The following is a 19,900-nucleotide window of genomic DNA, read 5'->3' as shown; positions in this document are numbered from 1 at the left end:
GCTTTATTTATCATCCAACCGCTAACTTCCCAGCCTCATGCCACATTTCACTTGGCATGGGGTTGGTTAACTCCCACGTTATATTCATTGGCTGGCTACCGTTGTGGTGTTGGTATTTAACCTCGCCGTAGTTTACAAATCCCATAGTTCTGCCGTTTTCATCTTTGCCTTGTTCGCGCACAAATAACAGGATGGTTTTGCCTGTTTTTTGGTGCTGAATATAACTAAGGCCACGGCCGTGTTCTGGGCGGGCGCTGTTTTGCGTTTGCCAATGGAACAAAGTAGGGCTGATTGCGTAGTCGTGATACAGCGTGGTGGGTGAGTATGTTTTTTCGCACTTGTTGAGCGTTACAAATAACAGCTCTAGGTTTTGGTTTTTAAATTCTAGAACGCCTTCGCGGGCGGTCGATTTTTTATCAAACGAGTGCGCCCCAAATGCTGCGAGTATTTGTTGGCGTGTGTAGCGACTGTGTAATTTTATGGCGTGATTAGGTAGGCACGCTAAATCGCTTTCTTGCTGGTGAATACGGTTTATTAATAGCGTAATTACTTGTGCAAGTTCGTGCTGTAGCTCTTTGTGTTTAAGTACTTGTAAGCTTTGTTCAAGTGATTTATATCCTAAACTTGTGCCTGTGTTATCCCAAAAGTTGTAATGCGCCATAAGCGCGTACTGTTGGTTTTGCGCTGTTGGGGTAAAGCTAAAGTTGTTATTACATAAATCACGTAAAAAGCATAAGTAACTGATTGAGTCGCAGCCGAGTAATTGGGTGTTGATTGCGCGGTAATACGCGGCGTAAATGTCGGCTTGCTCTGCGGGTATTTCATCGTCTTTAAGCCAGTGCCAGCCGCCGAGTTTTTTATCTTTTGGTTTGTATATATCTTCAAGCGTGACTTGTGGGTTTATACGTAAAAAATTGCTTAGCGTAAGCGCGTCATTAGTATGTTGTGGATAGCTATTTATAAGCTGCTGTAAACGGCGTTTAGAGTTTATAGCTTGCTGAATATTTTTTAATATTGTTTGTTGTGTGCGTTTTTGTAGCTCTATACGGCAACCTAGTGGTAAATGCGGGAAGTTGTTTTCAATCTCGGTTTTTATTGGCTGATTACTTTTACCAATAAGCGCGCGGAACTTACTGGCAAAGTCGTACTCTGGGCGGGCATTACCTACAAAGTCGAGCACGGTACAGCATTGCTTTTGGCTGTTGTCGGGCAGGCGCAAACCACGGCCTAGTTGCTGCAAAAACAGCGTTAGGCTTTCAGTTGGGCGTAAAAACAGTAGAGTATCGACCTCTGGGATATCGACACCTTCGTTAAAAATATCAACCACGCAAAGTATTTGTATTTCGCCTTGGCGTAGTGCTTGCTGTTTGGTCGCGCGCTCATTAGTGTTTTTGCTGGTGAGTACATCGGCGTTTATACCCGCTAAGTTAAACTTTTTAGCCATAAATTCTGCGTGTTTTTGGCTTACGCAAAACGCGAGTGCTTTAATAGCGTGAACATTGGTAACTATATCAGCAAGGCTCGATATAATTTTGTTAGCGCGGCTGTTCTCCCCTGTATAAAGGTTACTTAGCTCGCTTATATCGTAACGGCCGCCTCGCCATGTTATTTGGCTTAGGTCGGTATCGTCATCCAATCCAAAGTATTGAAACGGGCATAAATGGCGTTGATTTATTGCCTCTGGTAAGCGAATTTCAGCGGCTATTACTCCGCAAAAATCATCGAGTATATTTGCGCCATCTTGTCGCTCTGGTGTAGCGGTTAAGCCAAGTAATATTGTGGGCGTAAAGTAACTTAAAATAGTGCGATAACTGGCAGCGCTTACGTGATGTACTTCGTCTATCACTATGTAGTCGTAGTAATCACTGGTTAAATTGAGCGATTTAATTTGGCTGTTTAATGTTTGGATTGACGCAAATAATTGATTGTAGCGCTGTGGTTTGTAGTTACCTACCCACAGCTCACCAAAGTCGTTATTTTTAAGCACACCACGGTAAGCGCTTTGCGCTTGTTTTAGTATTTCTTCACGGTGGGCCACAAATAAAAAGTGTGCATTTGGGTTTTTATCGTAAACGGTTTTAAAGTCGAACGCCGATATTATTGTTTTACCTGTGCCGGTTGCAGCAACTACTAGGTTTTTAAAACGATTATGTACGCTGCGCTCAGCACTTAGCTTTTCTAAAATAGCGAGCTGATGCGTTTTTGGTGTTATATCAAAATAAAACTGGCTGCTTGATTGCCCTACACCGCGTTGCTCGTTAAGTGAATTAATGAGCTTTTCTTTACACTCAACAGCGCTTGTAAATAGCTCGAAGTCTTTTGATTCCCAGTAGGTTTCAAAGGTGCTTTTGGTTTTAGCTATTATGTGCGGGATTTCTTGCGCGGTAATTTTTAAGTTCCATTCAAGGCCGCTGGTAAGCGCCGAATGCGATAAGTTAGACGAGCCAATATACCCTGTATGAAAACCTGTATTGCGCATAAATAAATATGACTTTGCGTGTAGGCGTTCTTGCTGATTATTATAACTTAGCTTTACTTCGGTATTTGGTAGGTTTGCTAAAAACTCAACGGCTTTAGCATCCGTTGCGCCCATGTACGAAGTTGTAATAACTTTGAGTTTATTACCGCTTTTGGTAAACGCTTCAAGCTCATTTTTAAAAATGCGCAGCCCCGTCCATTTTATAAATGAGACAAGCCAGTAAATAGTGTCGGACGATTTAATCTCGCGCTTTAGCTCGGTTTCGAGCGATATACCTGCATTAGCACCGCTAAATAACTCGCTTTGTGTGAGCCCTGTGAGTGGAAATATATCGCTTGAATAATCTTTAAGGTTGGCCGCAATAGGGTTTTGGGTATTAAACAGCGCGGTAAGTATTCGGCCTTGGCTGTCGATAAGGTTTTCGTTTATTAGCTCGTCATCACGAATATGATCTTTAAGCCAAAGTACAAGGCTATTAGCTAGGCTAATTTGTTCTTGTAGGCGCTCGTTCGAGTTGGGAATGGCATCGATTGCATGCGTTACAAGTTTACTTAAAAAGCGTGAAAGCCATGTTGCGGCTTCGGCCGTTTCAAGCTGGCGCTCGCCAACATAAAATTGATCACGATTTAAGTTTTGCTCAATTACTTGCGTAATTAACTGCTCGTAAATACCAATTTGCTGCATAAAAACCACTCCCTGTTTGCGAGTGGTTAGTTTACTTAAATGCGGTACAGCTACAAGTATTAATCGACTAAGTTACTAGTAATTAAGTACAAACGTGTGAGTTAAGTATTAGCCGAGAGAGTAATCAAATGATGATGCTAAGAAATTATCCCCTTCAACTTCACCTGCAAACACATAATTAATGAGTAATTACCTCGCATGGATTCGAGGAAAGCGATGCTTGCACATGGATGTGCTTTCATCGCGTTTACGTTCATATTAATTTAGAGTTTAAAGATAAGTGAAATTGAGGGGCGCCGAGAGATTCAAAAGAGAAGTCGGCGGTTACTTCTCTTTGGTTGCCATCGCCAACGCGATATAAGTAAATTATTTTAAAAGCTTCGCTTTTCGCGCGAGCAAGTTGAGGCGCCTACAGATTTTTAGGCGGGCTTTGTAGTGTTGATTGAGATAATGAGCTAGTTACTAAAGAGAGAGCGCGATATAAAATCGCACCTACGCTTTTGTTGAGTGCGGTGGTTTAATTATTGTAGGTGAGGTTTTATACCTCGCGGGTGCTTTATAAAAACCAAGACATAAGGTGCACTCCCACCCATAGCTTTAATATTTGCTTTTTGGATTAGTAATGTTGATGTGTTTTTTCACATTTATAGGTACACTATTTTAAAGCTTTAATTCAGGGAATGAATAATGATTAAATGGATTTTACTGGTATTTATTAGCGTATTTACAACTTTTCCTCAAGCTGGTGAGGCTTACACACAAGCCCAATGCGATAGCATTAAAAAGCAGCGCGAAGCTATTCGGTCTCAATTTAGAAGTGGCTACAGTAATAAAGAAGGTGAGCGTTTAACTGCGCGCGATAAAGCGCTATTTACTTTACTTGCTAATCACTGCAGTAAGCCTAAAAAGAGTGGCAGCGCTTATCAGGCTACTTCTTCTACCCCAACTCGTACGCCTAATAGCAATTGGTTACTCAATCATAAAGTATCAAACATGTCTTTGCATAGCGATAGCTATAAAGATGCCGCTAAGCTTGATGCTTGGTCAAAATTTTATAAGTTGCCTAAACGTTGCCGTAAAAAAGGGATGGAGTCGGCCGACTTTGTATGGTGTAGCGAGTATCGGGGTAAGCAAAAAGAGTTGTTTGAAGCACAGTGGCAAGGGCGCCCATAAAGATGTTTAAAACAAAATTGCGCGTGGTGTTTGTATTTTTTGTGCTGTTAATTGCATCGGCGCTCATTGCTAATCATTTTACTGGGCGGGTATTTAATTATCATGATCCTATAGGCGAGGTTAAACGAATTTATAATGGTTTATCGTCGCAGATAGCTACTGAACCGTTAGCGACTGAACAGCTCAAAAATGTAAGCACAACAACTTTACAAAACGCATCAGTACCTGCCGATAATCACTTATCGCAAGCTAACAATACGCGCTGCGTGGATGTGTCGTTGGGTAAGGTTAAATATAAACGTAATGGCGATATATTTACGTGGACAGACAGTGACGGTGTGCCGCATTTTAGTGATAAAAAACCGGATTTTGCAGTAGCAACTTACGATACAGGTTTTATTGAACCGTTAGATTACTTTGATCTCACTTTAAATACGCCTAATTTACCTTCGTCATTTAACCAAGAGTTACGCATAAAACTCAATACTGTATTTAAAGTATACGGGCAGATTATTGGCGTGCATGCACTTAAAAAGGTAAAGCTTAATTTAACGGTATTGCCTACGCGCCGCGCTTATGAGGCCGCAATAAAGCAACGCAGTGCTGACCCTACAAATACTGCGGGTATGTATTTTCACGCGAGTAATTCTGCTTTTATTCATTATGATAATGCACACAGTGCAATGCGAACTGCGGTACATGAAGCAGTGCACGCCATTAATAAAGCGGTCTTAGGCTACACCCCGAGATGGTTTAATGAGGGATTTGCAGAATACTTTGAGCTTACTAAAAGTAATATGCAAACAGCTATTGTTGAGTCGAATAGTTCATGGACGAAAAATAACAATATTACTAAAAGTGTATTTTTAATTGATTCGTTAGTGGGTTTGGATGACTCGTGGAAAAAAGGTGATACCAGTAAGCTGTACGCAAGCAGTTGGGCTGCAATTTACTTTTTAATGGATACTCAAGCAGGGCGATCGTTACTTAAGAATATAATGCTTGCTGAGCAAGAATTTCTCTGTAATAAGCTATCTGAAAAGCAATTAAAAACGATGATGTATAAGCAACTTCCTAATCTTAATCGTGAATATTCCCAGAGGTTAAAAAAGCCTTTAAAAGCGCATATATTTTAAATAAGGTAAAAATCTAAAAGCTTCGCTTTTCGCGCGAGCAAGCTTCGCGCCTACAGGTGTTGAGCTTGGCCTTATTTAAAAGCCAAAGCGCGATATAAAATTGCACCTACGCTTTTGTTGAGAGTGGTGTTTGCAATGATGTAGGTGAGGTTTTATACCTCGCTTATAAATGGATTGTTTTTACCATTGAAAAATGAATTATTGTTCTGTTTAACGCTTAAAAGTAATGAGGCAATTAACTCTTCTATTCGCCTCATTGCATGAGGCAAATAAATAACATAGACTGAAGCTAATTACCTTTAGGACTAAAGACTATGTGGATATGGCAACAGCAAAATTGGCCAAACTTTACGTGGGATGCTGCAGCGCTTGCTCCTTTACTAAGGGATCTTTCATATAATCAAGGTTTATTAGTAGGGCGTATGGGCGTGCAAAGTGCTCAACAAAAGCAGCAGGCCCTTGATATCTTACTAGCAAATATTATTCACTCCAGTGCGATTGAGGGCGAAAAGCTTAATGCATTTTCGGTTCGCTCTTCTCTTGCTAAAAAGCTCAATATTAATGAGCAACCTTACCCAACAACAGTGCAAAGCGATAATCTTGCAGAGATTATGCTTGATGCAATAAATAACACAGACTCACCGCTTAATTTAGAGCGAGTGCTTAATTGGCATCGCTTATTGTTTGCAGGTGAGCAAAGCTTATTTACTAAAATTGAGGGCGGGCAATTGCGTGCTGACGAGCCAATGCAAGTGGTATCGGGGCGCTTAGATAAACCGGTATTACATTTTACGGCGCCTCCTAAAGAGCGAGTAAATAAAGAGCTTTCGCTATTTTTTAACTGGTTTAACAAAACGCAAAACGATCCTCAAATAGACCCTTTTATTCGGGCAGCTATCGCACATTTATGGTTTGTAACAATACACCCACTTGAGGATGGTAATGGGCGTATTACACGGCTTATAACCGACCTGGCATTAGCGCAAGAACATGCTGAGTCAATTCGGTTTTACGCTATGTCGGTGGCTATTTTAGAAGACAGAAAAAGCTACTACGAGGTGCTTGAAGCCACTCAACGTGGAGATCTTTGTATTACCCAATGGGTTAAATGGTTTTTACGTACGCTTAATAATGCTATACACCATACGCTTAATAATATTGAGCAAACAATTTTTAAAACCAATTACTGGGCAAGTAAAGATCAAACAAAGTTAGGTGAGCAGCAAGTAAAAGTGCTTAATAAGTTACTTGATGGCCAATTTGAACAGGGTATTAGTGCGAGTCAGTATCAAAAGGTGGCTAAGGTTAGCCGTGCAACCGCAACACGCCATTTATCGGACTTGCAAACGCTTGGGTTTTTAACAAAAACCGCCGCAGGTGGGCGTAGTACACGTTACAAAATTGCCTAATGAGGCAATTACACATATTGTTTGCCTCATTATGTGAGGCGAATAGGTGTTTGAATTGTTGTAGGTGAGGCTTTATACCTCGCTTAATGTTTTTATAAAGCGAAAGCGCGATGTAAAATCGCACCTACGGGGTTGTTGAGTGTGGTGTTTGAATTATTTGTAGGTGAGGTTTTATACCTCGCGGGTGTTTTTATAAAGCCAAAGCGCGATGTAAAATCACACCTACGGGTTTATTGAGTGCAGTGGTTTAATTGTTGTAGGTGAGGTTTTATACCTCGCATGGTGTTTTTATAAAGCCAAAGCGCGAGATAAACTCACGCCTGCAATTTTAAATACTGTGCAACCTCTTATCCCAGCCGCGTTACTTTCACTTTTATTTTACCGGCATTAGCGCCGTAAAAGCGGCTTAGGTCGTTTGCGAATGGGCAAAACTCGCCTGATTTATCTATTTTAATGTCGGCGCCGTTGGCTATTTCAAAAAGGTGGTCGTCGTTTTTATTAATAGCACCAATGAGTGAAAACCATTGTGCGCGAGGAAATCGTCTAAATGGTTCAAGCACAGCCATTGGGATTTCTTTTACGCCAAGTTGTACGTTATCGCGGTTCCAGCCTAATGGCGTGCACTTTATGCCATCGTCAAACCAGTATTGATTTGGGTATGGGGTAAAGCGGTACGTAGCGCCTTGCTCTAGCATGAGGCCTGTTGCGTTGTATTGCTCAGAGGCAAATACCATTACATCTTGGCTTTGGTTAATGCTCAGCACACTCATATTTTGATTAGCCAGTTCTATATGTTGGCTTAAACCAATAAAGCTAAGCGTGGTGTTGTCGTTGTAGCTAATTTTGTAATGCAGTTTTTTAAGCGATTCTGGGCGGTAACTAGTTAGCTTATTAATACGTTCGGCTACGCTGTAGTGTACTAAGGGCTCAAGGTTGCTGGCTTCGTCATCAATTAATACATAGCACTGCCTATCTACTAATTTAAAAAACGGGTTAAACCAAAAGTAATTTTGTTGATGACTTAATGCGAGTGGATCGGGCGTTACGGTTACGTCATCTTGTGCTACTAAGTTGCTATCGGGGAGCAGGGTTTCGTAATCTATATCGTGGCTAGTGAGTAACGATATATTAAGCGGTTGTTCTATTAACCACTCAAGTGCGTAGCGCAAGCTAATATCGGCTAGGCCATCGCGGTAGTAACCACCGCCAATGTCTGAATGCGCACCTGCAAACCATAGCTCGGTAATATTGTTTTGATGGTTCATGAGTGTGGGTTCAAAGGCGCGGCGTTTTTCGTCAAGGGCTACGCAGTGCAGCGCGTGAGTAATATTGTTGGCAATGGTGTGGTTTTCAAAAATAACATGCTCTGCGCCACGTGTGGCTTTACTTACTTTTGACAAGCCAATAGAGGCGACGGTATCAAACACACATACATACACGTTGTTGCTTATTAAGGGTTCTAAACATTTAGCAAAACGCCTGGCAAGCGCGGCGCCTCGGCTAAAGCCCGTTAGCAGTATGGTATCGCCTATTAGGTAGTGAGCTTTAAAGTCGCTTAACGCTTGATTTAAAATACTGGCTACGTCGTCACCACGAGGTGCAAGGGTTTGGTTTAAAATGCGTTTAAGGCGGCTGCCTTTAGTGCCAATACCTTGATAATAAAAACTGAGTTGGTTAGCAAAAGGAGTAATTGGGGAGTCTTCTAATTTACCGCCAAGTAGTAAATGCAGTTTTAGAATATTTGTAATATTAGAGTCTTCTTTAAAATGATCTGAGCTAAATTGTTCTGCGTCACGGGGCTCGCCTCCTGTGCCGTCAAAGTTAAAAATTAGCGTTTTACCCGTCATAACCCAATTCCCTTAGTTGTTTTAAATACTCTACACAGACTATGTTAAAAATTAAAGACAGTGATAACGCTCACTGCCTTTAATTTAAATCGCCTTTAATGCAATTTCATTTTAGGACGCACTACACGCAACACTTTTTCGCTTATCCATAATGCAAAGGTTTTTGCGCTGCCATGTATGGCGCGTTGGTGCATACGGTATAAAGATATATACATAAAGCGGGCAATTTTACCTTCAATAAAAAAGGTATTGCTGGTTAGGTTACCCATTAAGTTACCCACGGTGCTGTAACTCGATAAGTTAACCAACGAGCCATGATCGCTGTATTTAAAGCCGCGTAGTGGTTGCTGCTTTAATGTTGCTATGAGATTTTTTTCGACGCACAACGCCATTTGGTGCGCGGATTGTGCGCGTGGTGGTACTTGTTTGCCGTCGGCTTGGGTAAATGCGCAGCAATCGCCTAATACAAAAATGCTTTCGTCAACGGTGCTTTGTAAAAACTCGTTTACTTGAATTTGGTTGCTACGAGTAAGCTCAAAAACACCTAAATCTTTAATAAAATCAGGTGCTTTTACGCCTGCCGCCCACACCATTATATCGGCATCAATGTGTTCTTCATCTTTGGTGATAAAGCCTTGCGCGGTGCCTTCTTTCACTTGCGTTTGTTCGCGCACGTTTACGCCAAGCTTTAATAGCTCGCGTTTGGCACTAACGGCAATACGCTCTGGTAATGCAGGTAAAATACGTGGGCCAGCTTCAATTAAATGAATGTGCAAACGCTTAGACGACATATTTGTTAAGCCATAAAGCTTTAATAGCTCAGACACATGATAAAGCTCAGCTGAGAGTTCAACACCCGTAGCACCGCCGCCTACAATGGCAATATTAAGTGATTGTTGTTGGTTGTCGTCTTGGTGAAGGCGCGTAAAGCTATCTAGTAATGAGTGCTGAAAGCGCTCTGCTTGTTGGCTTGAATCTAAAAAGTAGCAATGCTCTTTTATACCTGGGGTATTAAAGTCGTTACTTACGCTGCCGATGGCAATAACAAGGTGGTCGTAACGAACTGTACGGCCAGGTAAAATAGTGTGGCCTAACTCGTCGTTTAATGGGGAGAGGGTGATTGTTTTATTGCTTTGGTCTATATTGCAAAAAGTACCAAGTTGAAAACGATAATGATGTTTTGCGGCATGGGCTGAATACACAACGCCATCTAAATCAGGGTCAATAGAGCCTGTCGCTACTTCGTGCAGTAACGGCTTCCATATGTGGGTACGGTTTTTGTCTATTAACAGTATATCTGCTTGTTTTTTTTTCCCTAGCTTATGCCCCAGTTGGGTTGCAAGTTCTAATCCGCCAGCACCACCGCCAATAACGACGATTTTAGGTATTGTAATACTCATAACGTTGCCCTTAAAAATAATATACCCAAGTGATCTGTATTTTTTATTAGTTTTTTAAGGTGACTTGGGTATCAATAAATTATTTTGGCAACAAGTAGTTACTACTCATTTTATGGGTGCCTAGTTTGCGCCTAAATAAAGGATATGTCAGCAAAAAATGATGATCAAAGGTATATAAGTTATACTCACTTTCTTATCGCCTAGCTGTGCAGTTAAATCGCTGTTTAAAAACATCAAAAGGACATTTATGACCACGCCACTAATTCAATCACTTGAGCAGCACTTTGGTTTTAGCCAATTTAGAACAGGGCAACAACAAACTATAGAGCAGCTTTTAAATGGTCAATCGTCGTTGGCTATATTTCCTACCGGCTCGGGTAAATCGTTGTGCTATCAATTAACTGCGTTGCATTTACCAAATTTAACCTTAGTGGTTTCGCCTTTACTTGCATTGATGAAAGATCAAATTAGCTTTTTAAATAGCAAAGGCATTTATGCTGCCAGCCTTGATTCGAGCCAAGATCAAATGCAAAGCAGCACCGTAATGAATGATGTGCGAAATGGTAAAATTAAAGTACTAATGGTGTCGGTTGAGCGCTTTAAAAACGAGCGTTTTAGAGAGTTTATAAGCCAAGTGGCGCTTTCGATGTTAGTGGTAGACGAAGCGCACTGTATATCAGAATGGGGCCATAACTTTAGACCCGACTACCTTAAACTACCGCGTTACCGCGAAGAGCTTAATATTCCTTTAGTGTTGTTACTTACTGCAACGGCCACTAAAAAAGTAAAACGCGATATGGCAGAGCGCTTTGCTATTGCGCCTGAGTGTATTGTGCAAACGGGCTTTTACCGCGCTAATTTAGATTTAAGTGTGTTGAGCGTTAAAACCGCCGATAAAAACACCGAGCTTACCAACATTGTGCGCGCGCAAAATGGCCCAGGTATTGTGTATGTAACGCTACAGCAAAGCGCTGAGCAAGTTGCTAATGTGCTAAGTGCGCAAGGTGTGCACGCGGTGGCGTATCATGCGGGGCTTGAAGATACGCTACGCTGGCAAATTCAAGATGACTTTATGGGCGGTAAAATTAACGTTGTAGTGGCAACCATTGCCTTTGGTATGGGCGTTGATAAATCTGATATTCGCTTTGTTATACATTACGATTTACCTAAATCGATAGAAAACTACAGCCAAGAAATTGGCCGAGCAGGGCGCGATGGCAATCCATCAAACTGCTACACGCTTGCTAACCTAGACGGCCTAAATACGGTTGAAAACTTTGTATATGGCGACACTCCTGAGCTTAGCGGTATTGAATACGTAATTAACGATATTCGCCAAAGCCACCAGCAATGGGAAATGCAAGAATATAGCTTATCGAGTGAAAGTAATATTAGGCAACTGGCACTAAAAACCTTACTCGTACAGCTTGAAATGCAAGGCGCAATAACGCCGCAATATGCTTACTACGCTGATTTTAAATACAAATTTTTGGTTGATAAAAACGAGTTACTAAGCCAATTTGATGCGCAACGCCAAGCATTTTTAACACAAATATTTAGCCACACCGATTTTAAAAAAATATGGGGCACGCTAAATTTTGACTCCCTTACGCAAGCCGCGCAGGTTGATCGAAAACGTGTAGTAGCTGCCCTTGATTACCTAGCCGAAAAAAACCTAATAACGCTCGAAACCAAACGTATTACCCAAGTATACAAAGTGCATAGCGAGGTTATAAATAACCCAGAACTTGCCCAGCAACTTCACGACTACTTTAGTGATAAAGAACAAGCCGAAATTAAACGTATTGCTGCACTGGTACGCTTTTTTGAGCTACAAAGTTGCTTAAGCTATAACTTAGCACGCTATTTTGACGATCAAAATGCACCTGAGCAGTGTGGGCATTGTAGTGTGTGTAGAGGCCATGCGGTTAAGCTTGAATACTCTATAGAGCCTGCATATATTGACGAGCAACTTATTTATCAAAAGGTAGATGAGTTTTTAGCGCATATGGCAGGCAAGGGTAATAATAATGTGGGTATTGAAACCCAATGCCGCTTTTTAGCGGGGATGAGTGTGCCGTTATTTGCGCGTAATAAAGTGCGCCAGCTGAGTGGTTTTGCACTGTGTGAGCAAATGCGTTACAGCGATATTAAAGCAAAACTACTAGCGCGTTAAATTAGTTACTGTATCCTAGTGGCTTATTCAAAAAAGTAAGCCACTATGCCTCATATTGTTATCCCCGTTGAAAATATTTCTACTACCGCAGAGCCCGTTACGTGTGCTAACTGCCAAGCCTGTTGTTGCCAATTAGAAGTGCGCATAGTAACCGACACCGGCGTGCCTTTTAACTATATAGAATACGATAAATGGGGCAGCGAAGTAATGAAACGCGCTGACGACGGTTGGTGCCAAGCACTCGACCGCAATACGCTTATGTGCTCTATTTACGAAAACCGCCCATTAGTTTGCCGCGAGTTTGAAATGGCGTCGGGTGAGTGTATTACCGAGCGCGATTTAGCGGGTATATAGTCCGCTATTATTCATGTACATAAACAACAAAGGGGCTTAAAAGCCCCTTTGTTTATTGCTTACTATAAAAATTAAACTTTAAAGTAGCTAATATACTTTTTAAGTGTGTTTGAAAGGTCAGCTAATGCAACGGCTTCTTGTGCGTTACTGTTAAGCGACATGCTGGTTTCTTTGGACATACTGGCAATTTCTTCAACGCCGGTACTAATTTGCGCCACGGTGGCTACTTGGTTTGATGTTGATTCAACAATTTCAAGCACGTTACTTAATGAATCGTTAGCTTGTTGCTGTATTTGATGCAGTAACTCGTTTGCTTCGTGAGTAAGCGTTAGGCCATTTTCTACTTGTGGTACAGTGGTTTCCATAGCTGTTACCGACGCTTGCGTGTTTTCTTGTACTTGCAAAATCATCTTTTCGATATCGCCAGTTGCATCACCAGTACGCTGGGCAAGTTGCCTTACTTCGTCAGCAACAACAGCAAACCCTCGGCCTGTTTCGCCTGCTCTTGCAGCTTCTATTGCTGCATTTAGTGCAAGCAAGTTTGTTTGATCGGAAATACTGCGGATCACACTTAAAATATCGCCAATGTGTTTTACATGTTCTTGCAGCACGTTTACTTGGGTAACTGTGGCTTTTACGGTTACTGAAATTTGCTCAATTTCGGCCGCTACTTTTTGCACTGCAATACTACCTTGCTGCGATAATTGCGCGGTTATTTTTGAGTTATCTTCTGTTTGCCTAACTGAGTCGGCTACAGCATGAATACTGCGGCTCATTTCTTCTAGGCTACTTACTGCGGAGTTTGTATAAGTTACTTGTGCGTCAGCGGCACTAAGTGCTTGCTGCGAGCCAGATGCTACGCTTGCAGAGTGCGTAGAAAGCTCTTCAGATGAGTTAATAATGCTATCTACAATGGTTTTTAATTTAGATTGCATAACGCCTACAGAAGCCATCATGCTATTTGGGCAACACGACTGTACATCGCCTCTTAAATCGCCTTGCGCAATAAGGGCAATTACTTCAGCGGCTTCTTGTGGTTCGCCACCTACTGAATTTCTGATCAGTTGGCTAATAACATACGCAACGCTTATGCCTATTAAAAAGGCAAGTGCGGTGAGCGAAATCATCCAAATTTTAAACGAGCTGGCAATATCGAGAGTATCAATAGTGGTGGTTTGATTTGCTTGCTCTTGCAGGTTTATAAATTGGTTTATAACATTTAGCCACTGGGTAAACGCAGGGCGCGCATCGGTTAATAAAATGCGCTCAGCTTCGTTTAGGTTTCCTGCATTTTTAGCGTTTATTACACCTTGAATGAAAGGTTGAGTGCGCTGCTCTATTTGATTTATTTTATTAATTAAAGCGCGTTCTTCACTATTCATATCACCCATTAGCTCGGCCATAGACCGGCTTGACGTTTGGTAAAATGCGTTTAGCTCTTTTATGCTCTTTAACACGGTGCTTAAACTGCTTTGATCGGTAATTAGCACTACATCGCGCACGGCTATTGCTCTGTCGTGTACGCTGCCTCTAAAGTTAATTGCGTAACGTTGCTTTACCGAATTTACGTCGGTCATGTGGGTAATGTTATTATTAATGAGGCTAACGCGCGAAATGCCAATAATGGTTAAAATAAGCATCATTGATAAAATTACGCCAAAGCCGGTCGTTAAACGCATGTTTATGGTCATGGATGATTCCAAGTTTGAGTTAATACCAGTAAGGGCAGCCAGTATTATTAGTGATAATTTCAAAATAATATCGGCATTATGCCCTATAAACTGAAGCTTTATTAGCAATAAGAGGGTGTTTGTTAATTTAGTTTACAAGCGTAACTTTAATGAGGAGTGTTTTTCAGGTATTAAAAAAGGGGCTAAATGCCCCTTAGTGTTATATAAAAATATTATATAAAAGTTTAGTCGTACTTTGCTTCTAGCTCATTAGCTGTATGAAACTTCTCATGGCTTTGTAATTGCTCGTCGTATTTAACGAGGTTTTTAAAGTGCGCTAATTGACCTGAGTTTTTAACAATTTCAACAATAAACGACATCATAAAATCAGCGCCCGTTAGGGTATCGCCCACTAAATAACGTTTACCTTCAAGGCGGTCGTTAAAGTAGCTAATGACTTTAGCTGTTTCAGCGTCAGCATAGCCTTCTAAAAACTGCGTTTTAGCGCCGTCTTTTAGTACAAACATTTTAAGTAAAAGCGGTAAAATTGCTGAGCTTTCTGCAAAGTGCAACCATTGTTGGTAGTCAACATATTCAGCGGTATCTACTTTTGGAGCAAATTTACCGTTGCCGTATTTAGTAATAAGGTAGTCGGTAATAGCGCCTGATTCAGCAATAATTAAACCGCCGTCTTCAATCACTGGTGACTTACCAAGTTGATGAATATGCTTTAATTCGTCAGGGGCTAAGAAGGTGTCTTTATTACGCTGATAAGCCACAATTTCGTAGTCAACATTTAGCTCTTCTAAAAGCCAAATTACGCGTTTAGAACGTGATTTATTTAAATGGTGTAGTTTGATCATGTCAGTCCTTTTGTGGCTTGTAAGGACTTGGCCTTACAAGCCGTTTAAAATTAAAGTGGGTTATTAATTTTAACCACAGTTTTACCAAAGTTTTTACCGCATATCATGTCGTTGAACGCGCCTACTGTATTTTCAATGCCTTCTACCATGTGCTCACGGTATTGAATTTTTCCGTCTTGTAGCCATTTTTGCATGTCTTGTGCAAACTCGTCATAACGGTCGCCGTAATCATCAAAAATGATAAAGCCTTGCATTTTAATACGCTTAGTAAGCAATTGACCCATTAGCATACCTAAACGGTCTGGGCCCTCTGGCAAGCTAGTTGCGTTATATTGCGATACTAAACCACACAATGGTACGCGCGCTGCGGTATTTAATAGTGGTAGTACGGCGTCGAATACTTTACCGCCCACATTTTCGTAGTAAACATCAATGCCTTTATCGCAGGCTTTTTCTAACTGCTCTGCAAAGTCATCAGCTTTGTGATCAATACAGGCATCAAACCCTAGTTTTTCAACGGCGTGTGCACATTTTTCGCTACCACCAGCAACACCCACTACTTTACAGCCTTTAATTTTAGCTATTTGACCAACCGTTGCACCTACTGGGCCTGTTGCTGCTGCAACAACTACGGTTTCGCCTTCTTTAGGCTGGCCAATATCAAGTAAACCCATGTAAGCAGTAAAGCCAGGCATACCCATAATACCTAATGCGTATGAAGGGTTTGCAGGTTCTTTACCTAATTGCATTAAGCCTTCGCCATCGGTAATGGCGTAGTCTTGCCAACCTGTGTAGGCAAGGACCCACTCGCCTTCGCTAAATTTATCGTTTTTAGACTCTTCTACTTGGCACACTGTTGCGCCAACCATTACATCGCCAATATTAACTGGGTCAGCGTACGACTTAGCATCGCTCATACGACCACGCATATACGGGTCTAGCGATAGGTAAATGGTACGTAGTAAAACTTCGCCGTCTTTTAATGCAGGAAGCTCTACTGTTTTTAATTTAAAGTTTTCATCTGTTGGAGCGCCATTAGGGCGTGATTCAAGAGTAAGTTGGCGACTAGTCGTAGACATATAAGATCTCCTATTAATATAAATAAACTACTTACCGAATGTTTACGCTTTAAAAATCGTGATCAGCTAAACAATAATGCGCGGCTAAGCAGTATGAATATGTACAATGCGTACCTTAATAAAGGAGTTTTGGGCGGGTGGTTGATAATTCAAGCTTTGCAGAGTATTTATTCTAAATGGTTTATTTTAGCTTGCTAAAAATATGGCTATTGTAAAACACCCCGTTTTTATAAATGGCCTGTTTAAGCACAGCCTCTTGCTCAAAGCCACTTTTAATAAGTGCTTTCATAGAGCCGGTATTACCAGCAAACACAGCGCCAAAAATTCTGTTTATGTGTGAGTTTGCAAACGCTTCATTGCATATAAGTTCAATAGCGCGAGTAATAATACCTTGCCCCCAATAGGCTTTATTTAGCCAATAACCAATTTCGCCACTGTGGCTGTATTCAAATTCGCCGGGAGTTACACCAATACAGCCCGCAAATTGCCCATTTACCTCAATGGCTTTAACTGTTGCATCAATTACGCCGTTCTTTGAGCCTTGGTTTATCCACCAATCAGCATCGGCTTGCGTATACGGAAACGGAATTTTTGACGATAGAAAACGCGTCACCTGTTCATCATTTAAGGTGCTAATAATAAAAGGCGCGTCTTGGGCTTTAAACTCTCTGAGGGTGATCATATTTTTTCATAAATTTTTAGCATGCACACTAACTTAACAATCATTTGAGAGTTAAACAATCAGAACCTAAATTAAACGGTTTACGGCTATTACTTTGTTTTAAAGTCCTCTAATATAAGCAAAATATTACACCTACTTTAGATGCCATTATGCACCCTCACATTAAAGCACTTTATAACAGCGCCCAAAAAGCAAGCCGTTTAATTATTGGTTTAATGAGCGGTACCTCGTTGGACGGGCTTGATGTTGCACTGTGTAAAGTAACGGGCGCGGGCTTAAATACACACATTGAGGTTTTAAATTTTACCACCGTTGACTACAACGACGATTATAAAACTAAAATAAAGCAGGTATTTGCTAAACGAGAATGCGATTTAGAGCTTGTTACCTTACTGCACCCGTGGGTAGGTAAACTCCATGGCAATATGATTAATCAGTGCTTAGCTAAGTGGAATATAAACCCTGCAAGTATTGATGTAATAGCAAGTCACGGGCAAACCATTTACCACTGCCCGCAGTCGCAGCATAACCACAAAAGCTTTACTAATGGCACCTTACAAATTGGCGATAGCGACCAAATAGCCGTTACTACGGGTATTACTACCATTGGTGATTTTAGGCAAAAACACATAGCCGCAGGGGGCGAGGGTGCACCGCTTGCTGTGTATGGCGATTATTTGTATTTTTCGAGCACTGTTGAGAGTCGGGTTTTGCTAAATATGGGCGGCATAGCTAACTTAACGTTTTTACCCAAAAATGGTGATGCAAACGGCGTATTTAGCTCCGACATTGGCCCAGGTAATACCATTATGGATGCCTACGTACAGCAACATTTTAAAGATATGCATTATGACGATGGCGCAAAAATAGCAAAAGTAGGCAAGGTAAATACACCATTACTAAATGCATTATGTAATAACGCATTTTTTAAACTCCCAATGCCTAAAACCACAGGGCCAGAGGTATTTAACTTAGCGTATTTAAACGCCGCACAGCAGCTTACAAACACCCACCATTTAAGCCATGAAGATGTAATGGCCACCTTAAATACCTTTACTGCAACCGTTATAGCAAATGCATTAAACGAGTGTGCAGAGCGCGCACAAAATTGTGTGGTGTATGTAAGTGGTGGCGGTATTCATAATCCGTTACTAATGGCGCAACTTACAGCGCTTTGCCCACGTATTAAGGCTTTTAAAAACACCGACGATTTAGGTATAAACCCCGACGCAAAAGAGGCTGTACTATTTGCTATTTTAGCAAACGAATGCCTAGCAGGAGAGCAGCAACACCTAAGTAATACTGCACAAGGTATTGCGGGAGTTACTATGGGTAAAGTAAGTTTTGCAGATTAATAACTTATAGGTCGGCAAAGTACGGCCAGCACTAAAACAGCGATAAAAACGTAGAACCCATACTTGCAAAGTAGCTACGAACTCCCTGTGACTTGGTATGTTCAGTTTTTATTTGCTCAGGAATATAGCCTTGCTCAAATGCTTTAATGTACACATCGAGTTGTTGGCTTTCTTTTAAAGTCGTGTTTTTTCCGTGCAGCATCATTTGCACTACAAAACACTGGCTTTGTGTAATGTTACTTAAAGTTAGATTTACAGTACCAGATTCAAGGTCCGCATTGCTCAGCGTTTTTTCAGTAAAATACTGCGCCCCACGGGCACTGGGCTGCGTTGCACTTAGTGAAATAACATCGCTCTCATTTGCGCCATCAGGCAACACACATTGCAGCGTGATGTTATGCGCAGCATTGGCTTTTAGCGATAGCTTTTCATATTCCATAGCGTGGCTCATCGCCGCAGACATAGAATCATCAAATGATTGCAGTGCAAATGTTAGTTGCACTAAGGGTGTACTCATCTTACTTAGTCTTCTTGAGTTTATTCATTTATCGGATAGAGATTATCGCGGATCAAAGTTACAGATTTATGACTAATTGCATTAATTAGTACAATTATTGAGTGGTTTGATCAAAGAGGATTTTTGTTCTTTCTCATTCGGTTTTGGAATGGTTTCTCACACATCTGGAATGAAGAGCCATATGTGGCAGGGCATGTAGCGATGGTGATCTCGTTCCTTATTTGGGTTTTTCTCATAAGGTTTGGAATTTGGTTTTTAGGCTTAAACTAATTAAAACACTAAATAAAGATCCTAAATGAAAATTCATACTTATCTTTTTTGATTTAATACTGTATGGATAGCGATTTATTGTTGTAGTACATATTAAAAGAGTGCCCTGAAAGCAAAACTATCTGAAACTAAAAATGTAGTAAGTCGGTTATGAGCGATAACCAGTCATTCAGGGTTAATAGCGATTCGCAAAGTAATATTAATAGAAAAAGTCCCCCTTTTTACATTATGTAATAACCGATCTAAGCATAATATTTATAGCTGGCAATAACTTACACTATTTGCTATTAATAGTAGCTCATTAAAGGACGCGGATTCAAATCTGAAGTGCATAACGTTTAGGCGGCTTTAGCCGCCAAGTGATCCTGCATCAATTTTGCAGGCGTTTCAAATCCAAGTGTCTTCCTCGGACGATTATTAAGTTGCTCAAGTACAGGTATTACTTGCGCTGGTGTAACCGCCGTAAAATCTGTGCTCTTCGGCCAATACTGGCGTAGTAATCCATTCGTGTTTTCATTCAATCCGCGCTCCCATGAGTGATAAGGGTGAGCAAAATAAACAGGTACACTTAAAGCCTCTGTGATTTGCTCGTGATAAGCGAACTCTTTTCCATTGTCAGCTGTGATGCTATGAAGCGCTGACCTATATGGCCTTAATAGTTCTATCGTCGCCGCAGTGACGGCTTCCGCTGTTTTTCCTGCCACCTGAGTTGATACAGTGAATTGGGTGACCCGCTCTACAATGGTAACAAGGGCGCCTCGATGACCTTTACCTATGACGGTATCTATTTCCCAATCTCCGATACG

15 protein-coding genes are annotated in these 19,900 nt (G+C 41.2%); 6 read left to right on the top strand and 9 right to left on the bottom strand.

The window, feature by feature from the left end; genetic code table 11:
- Positions 1-10 precede the first annotated feature (10 nt).
- Positions 11-3,163, bottom strand: coding sequence for a DEAD/DEAH box helicase (locus GQR45_RS15140; RefSeq protein ID WP_165726385.1), 3,153 nt, complete (start codon positions 3,161-3,163; stop codon positions 11-13).
- Between the two features lie 687 nt (positions 3,164-3,850).
- Here GQR45_RS15140 and GQR45_RS15135 point away from each other — a divergent pair.
- From GQR45_RS15135 to GQR45_RS15125, 3 genes are all read left to right on the top strand, one after another.
- On the top strand, positions 3,851-4,336 hold the full coding sequence (locus tag GQR45_RS15135) for a hypothetical protein (protein WP_165726384.1): 486 nt from the start codon (positions 3,851-3,853) through the stop codon (positions 4,334-4,336).
- Positions 4,337-4,338: 2 nt separating this feature from the next.
- Positions 4,339-5,472: a DUF1570 domain-containing protein gene (locus GQR45_RS15130; protein WP_165726383.1), complete on the top strand. Its 1,134-nt coding sequence runs from the start codon at positions 4,339-4,341 to the stop codon at positions 5,470-5,472.
- Between the two features lie 314 nt (positions 5,473-5,786).
- Positions 5,787-6,881: a Fic family protein gene (locus GQR45_RS15125; protein ID WP_165726382.1), complete on the top strand. Its 1,095-nt coding sequence runs from the start codon at positions 5,787-5,789 to the stop codon at positions 6,879-6,881.
- A 347-nt stretch (positions 6,882-7,228) separates the two neighbouring features.
- On the opposite strand, the gene GQR45_RS15120 is transcribed toward GQR45_RS15125, so the two are convergent.
- Positions 7,229-8,728, bottom strand: coding sequence for a DUF2235 domain-containing protein (locus GQR45_RS15120; RefSeq protein ID WP_165726381.1), 1,500 nt, complete (start codon positions 8,726-8,728; stop codon positions 7,229-7,231).
- Between the two features lie 95 nt (positions 8,729-8,823).
- On the bottom strand, positions 8,824-10,128 hold the full coding sequence (locus GQR45_RS15115) for an NAD(P)/FAD-dependent oxidoreductase (RefSeq protein WP_007583476.1): 1,305 nt from the start codon (positions 10,126-10,128) through the stop codon (positions 8,824-8,826).
- Between the two features lie 247 nt (positions 10,129-10,375).
- On the opposite strand from GQR45_RS15115, the gene GQR45_RS15110 reads away from it, so the two are divergent.
- Positions 10,376-12,304: a RecQ family ATP-dependent DNA helicase gene (locus tag GQR45_RS15110; RefSeq protein ID WP_165726380.1), complete on the top strand. Its 1,929-nt coding sequence runs from the start codon at positions 10,376-10,378 to the stop codon at positions 12,302-12,304.
- 45 nt (positions 12,305-12,349) lie between these two features.
- Entirely contained in the window at positions 12,350-12,658 is a 309-nt protein-coding gene (locus tag GQR45_RS15105) for a YkgJ family cysteine cluster protein (protein WP_165726379.1), read from the top strand.
- Positions 12,659-12,729: 71 nt separating this feature from the next.
- On the opposite strand, the gene GQR45_RS15100 is transcribed toward GQR45_RS15105, so the two are convergent.
- The 4 genes from GQR45_RS15100 to GQR45_RS15085 all read right to left on the bottom strand — a co-directional run bounded on the left by GQR45_RS15100 (position 12,730) and on the right by GQR45_RS15085 (position 16,952).
- A complete protein-coding gene (locus GQR45_RS15100) occupies positions 12,730-14,349 on the bottom strand; it encodes a methyl-accepting chemotaxis protein (protein ID WP_165726378.1) in 1,620 nt (539 codons plus the stop codon).
- 224 nt (positions 14,350-14,573) lie between these two features.
- Positions 14,574-15,191: a glutathione S-transferase gene (locus GQR45_RS15095; RefSeq protein ID WP_010554991.1), complete on the bottom strand. Its 618-nt coding sequence runs from the start codon at positions 15,189-15,191 to the stop codon at positions 14,574-14,576.
- A gap of 50 nt (positions 15,192-15,241) precedes the next feature.
- Positions 15,242-16,270, bottom strand: a complete 1,029-nt coding sequence (locus GQR45_RS15090) for an NADP-dependent oxidoreductase (protein ID WP_165726377.1) — start codon at positions 16,268-16,270, stop codon at positions 15,242-15,244.
- Positions 16,271-16,451: 181 nt separating this feature from the next.
- Positions 16,452-16,952 (bottom strand): GNAT family protein, encoded by a 501-nt coding sequence (locus GQR45_RS15085; protein ID WP_165726376.1) that lies wholly within the window; start codon positions 16,950-16,952, stop codon positions 16,452-16,454.
- 149 nt (positions 16,953-17,101) lie between these two features.
- Between GQR45_RS15085 and GQR45_RS15080 the strand changes: the two genes are divergently transcribed.
- On the top strand, positions 17,102-18,307 hold the full coding sequence (locus tag GQR45_RS15080; RefSeq protein ID WP_165726375.1) for an anhydro-N-acetylmuramic acid kinase: 1,206 nt from the start codon (positions 17,102-17,104) through the stop codon (positions 18,305-18,307).
- Between the two features lie 31 nt (positions 18,308-18,338).
- Here the strand turns inward: GQR45_RS15080 and GQR45_RS15075 are convergent, their stop codons facing one another.
- A complete protein-coding gene (locus GQR45_RS15075; RefSeq protein WP_010554987.1) occupies positions 18,339-18,824 on the bottom strand; it encodes a hypothetical protein in 486 nt (161 codons plus the stop codon).
- 608 nt (positions 18,825-19,432) lie between these two features.
- The coding region (locus tag GQR45_RS15070; RefSeq protein WP_165726374.1) for an IS30 family transposase at positions 19,433-19,900 on the bottom strand (468 nt) is incomplete at its 5' end.

Origin of the sequence: Pseudoalteromonas sp. SA25 (genome assembly GCF_011378705.1) — a bacterium.
Lineage (GTDB): Bacteria > Pseudomonadota > Gammaproteobacteria > Enterobacterales > Alteromonadaceae > Pseudoalteromonas > Pseudoalteromonas arctica.
This window is presented reverse-complemented; position numbering and strand designations above follow the sequence as displayed.

What these genes read in the sequence shown, in the direction of transcription:
- GQR45_RS15140 (WP_165726385.1), bottom strand. Translation starts at nt 3,163, where the DNA reads ATGCAGCAAATTGGTATTTACGAGCAGTTAATTACGCAAGTAATTGAG.
- GQR45_RS15135 (WP_165726384.1), top strand. Translation starts at nt 3,851, where the DNA reads ATGATTAAATGGATTTTACTGGTATTTATTAGCGTATTTACAACTTTT.
- GQR45_RS15130 (WP_165726383.1), top strand. Translation starts at nt 4,339, where the DNA reads ATGTTTAAAACAAAATTGCGCGTGGTGTTTGTATTTTTTGTGCTGTTA.
- GQR45_RS15125 (WP_165726382.1), top strand. Translation starts at nt 5,787, where the DNA reads ATGTGGATATGGCAACAGCAAAATTGGCCAAACTTTACGTGGGATGCT.
- GQR45_RS15120 (WP_165726381.1), bottom strand. Translation starts at nt 8,728, where the DNA reads ATGACGGGTAAAACGCTAATTTTTAACTTTGACGGCACAGGAGGCGAG.
- GQR45_RS15115 (WP_007583476.1), bottom strand. Translation starts at nt 10,128, where the DNA reads ATGAGTATTACAATACCTAAAATCGTCGTTATTGGCGGTGGTGCTGGC.
- GQR45_RS15110 (WP_165726380.1), top strand. Translation starts at nt 10,376, where the DNA reads ATGACCACGCCACTAATTCAATCACTTGAGCAGCACTTTGGTTTTAGC.
- GQR45_RS15105 (WP_165726379.1), top strand. Translation starts at nt 12,350, where the DNA reads ATGCCTCATATTGTTATCCCCGTTGAAAATATTTCTACTACCGCAGAG.
- GQR45_RS15100 (WP_165726378.1), bottom strand. Translation starts at nt 14,349, where the DNA reads ATGACCATAAACATGCGTTTAACGACCGGCTTTGGCGTAATTTTATCA.
- GQR45_RS15095 (WP_010554991.1), bottom strand. Translation starts at nt 15,191, where the DNA reads ATGATCAAACTACACCATTTAAATAAATCACGTTCTAAACGCGTAATT.
- GQR45_RS15090 (WP_165726377.1), bottom strand. Translation starts at nt 16,270, where the DNA reads ATGTCTACGACTAGTCGCCAACTTACTCTTGAATCACGCCCTAATGGC.
- GQR45_RS15085 (WP_165726376.1), bottom strand. Translation starts at nt 16,952, where the DNA reads ATGATCACCCTCAGAGAGTTTAAAGCCCAAGACGCGCCTTTTATTATT.
- GQR45_RS15080 (WP_165726375.1), top strand. Translation starts at nt 17,102, where the DNA reads ATGCACCCTCACATTAAAGCACTTTATAACAGCGCCCAAAAAGCAAGC.
- GQR45_RS15075 (WP_010554987.1), bottom strand. Translation starts at nt 18,824, where the DNA reads ATGAGTACACCCTTAGTGCAACTAACATTTGCACTGCAATCATTTGAT.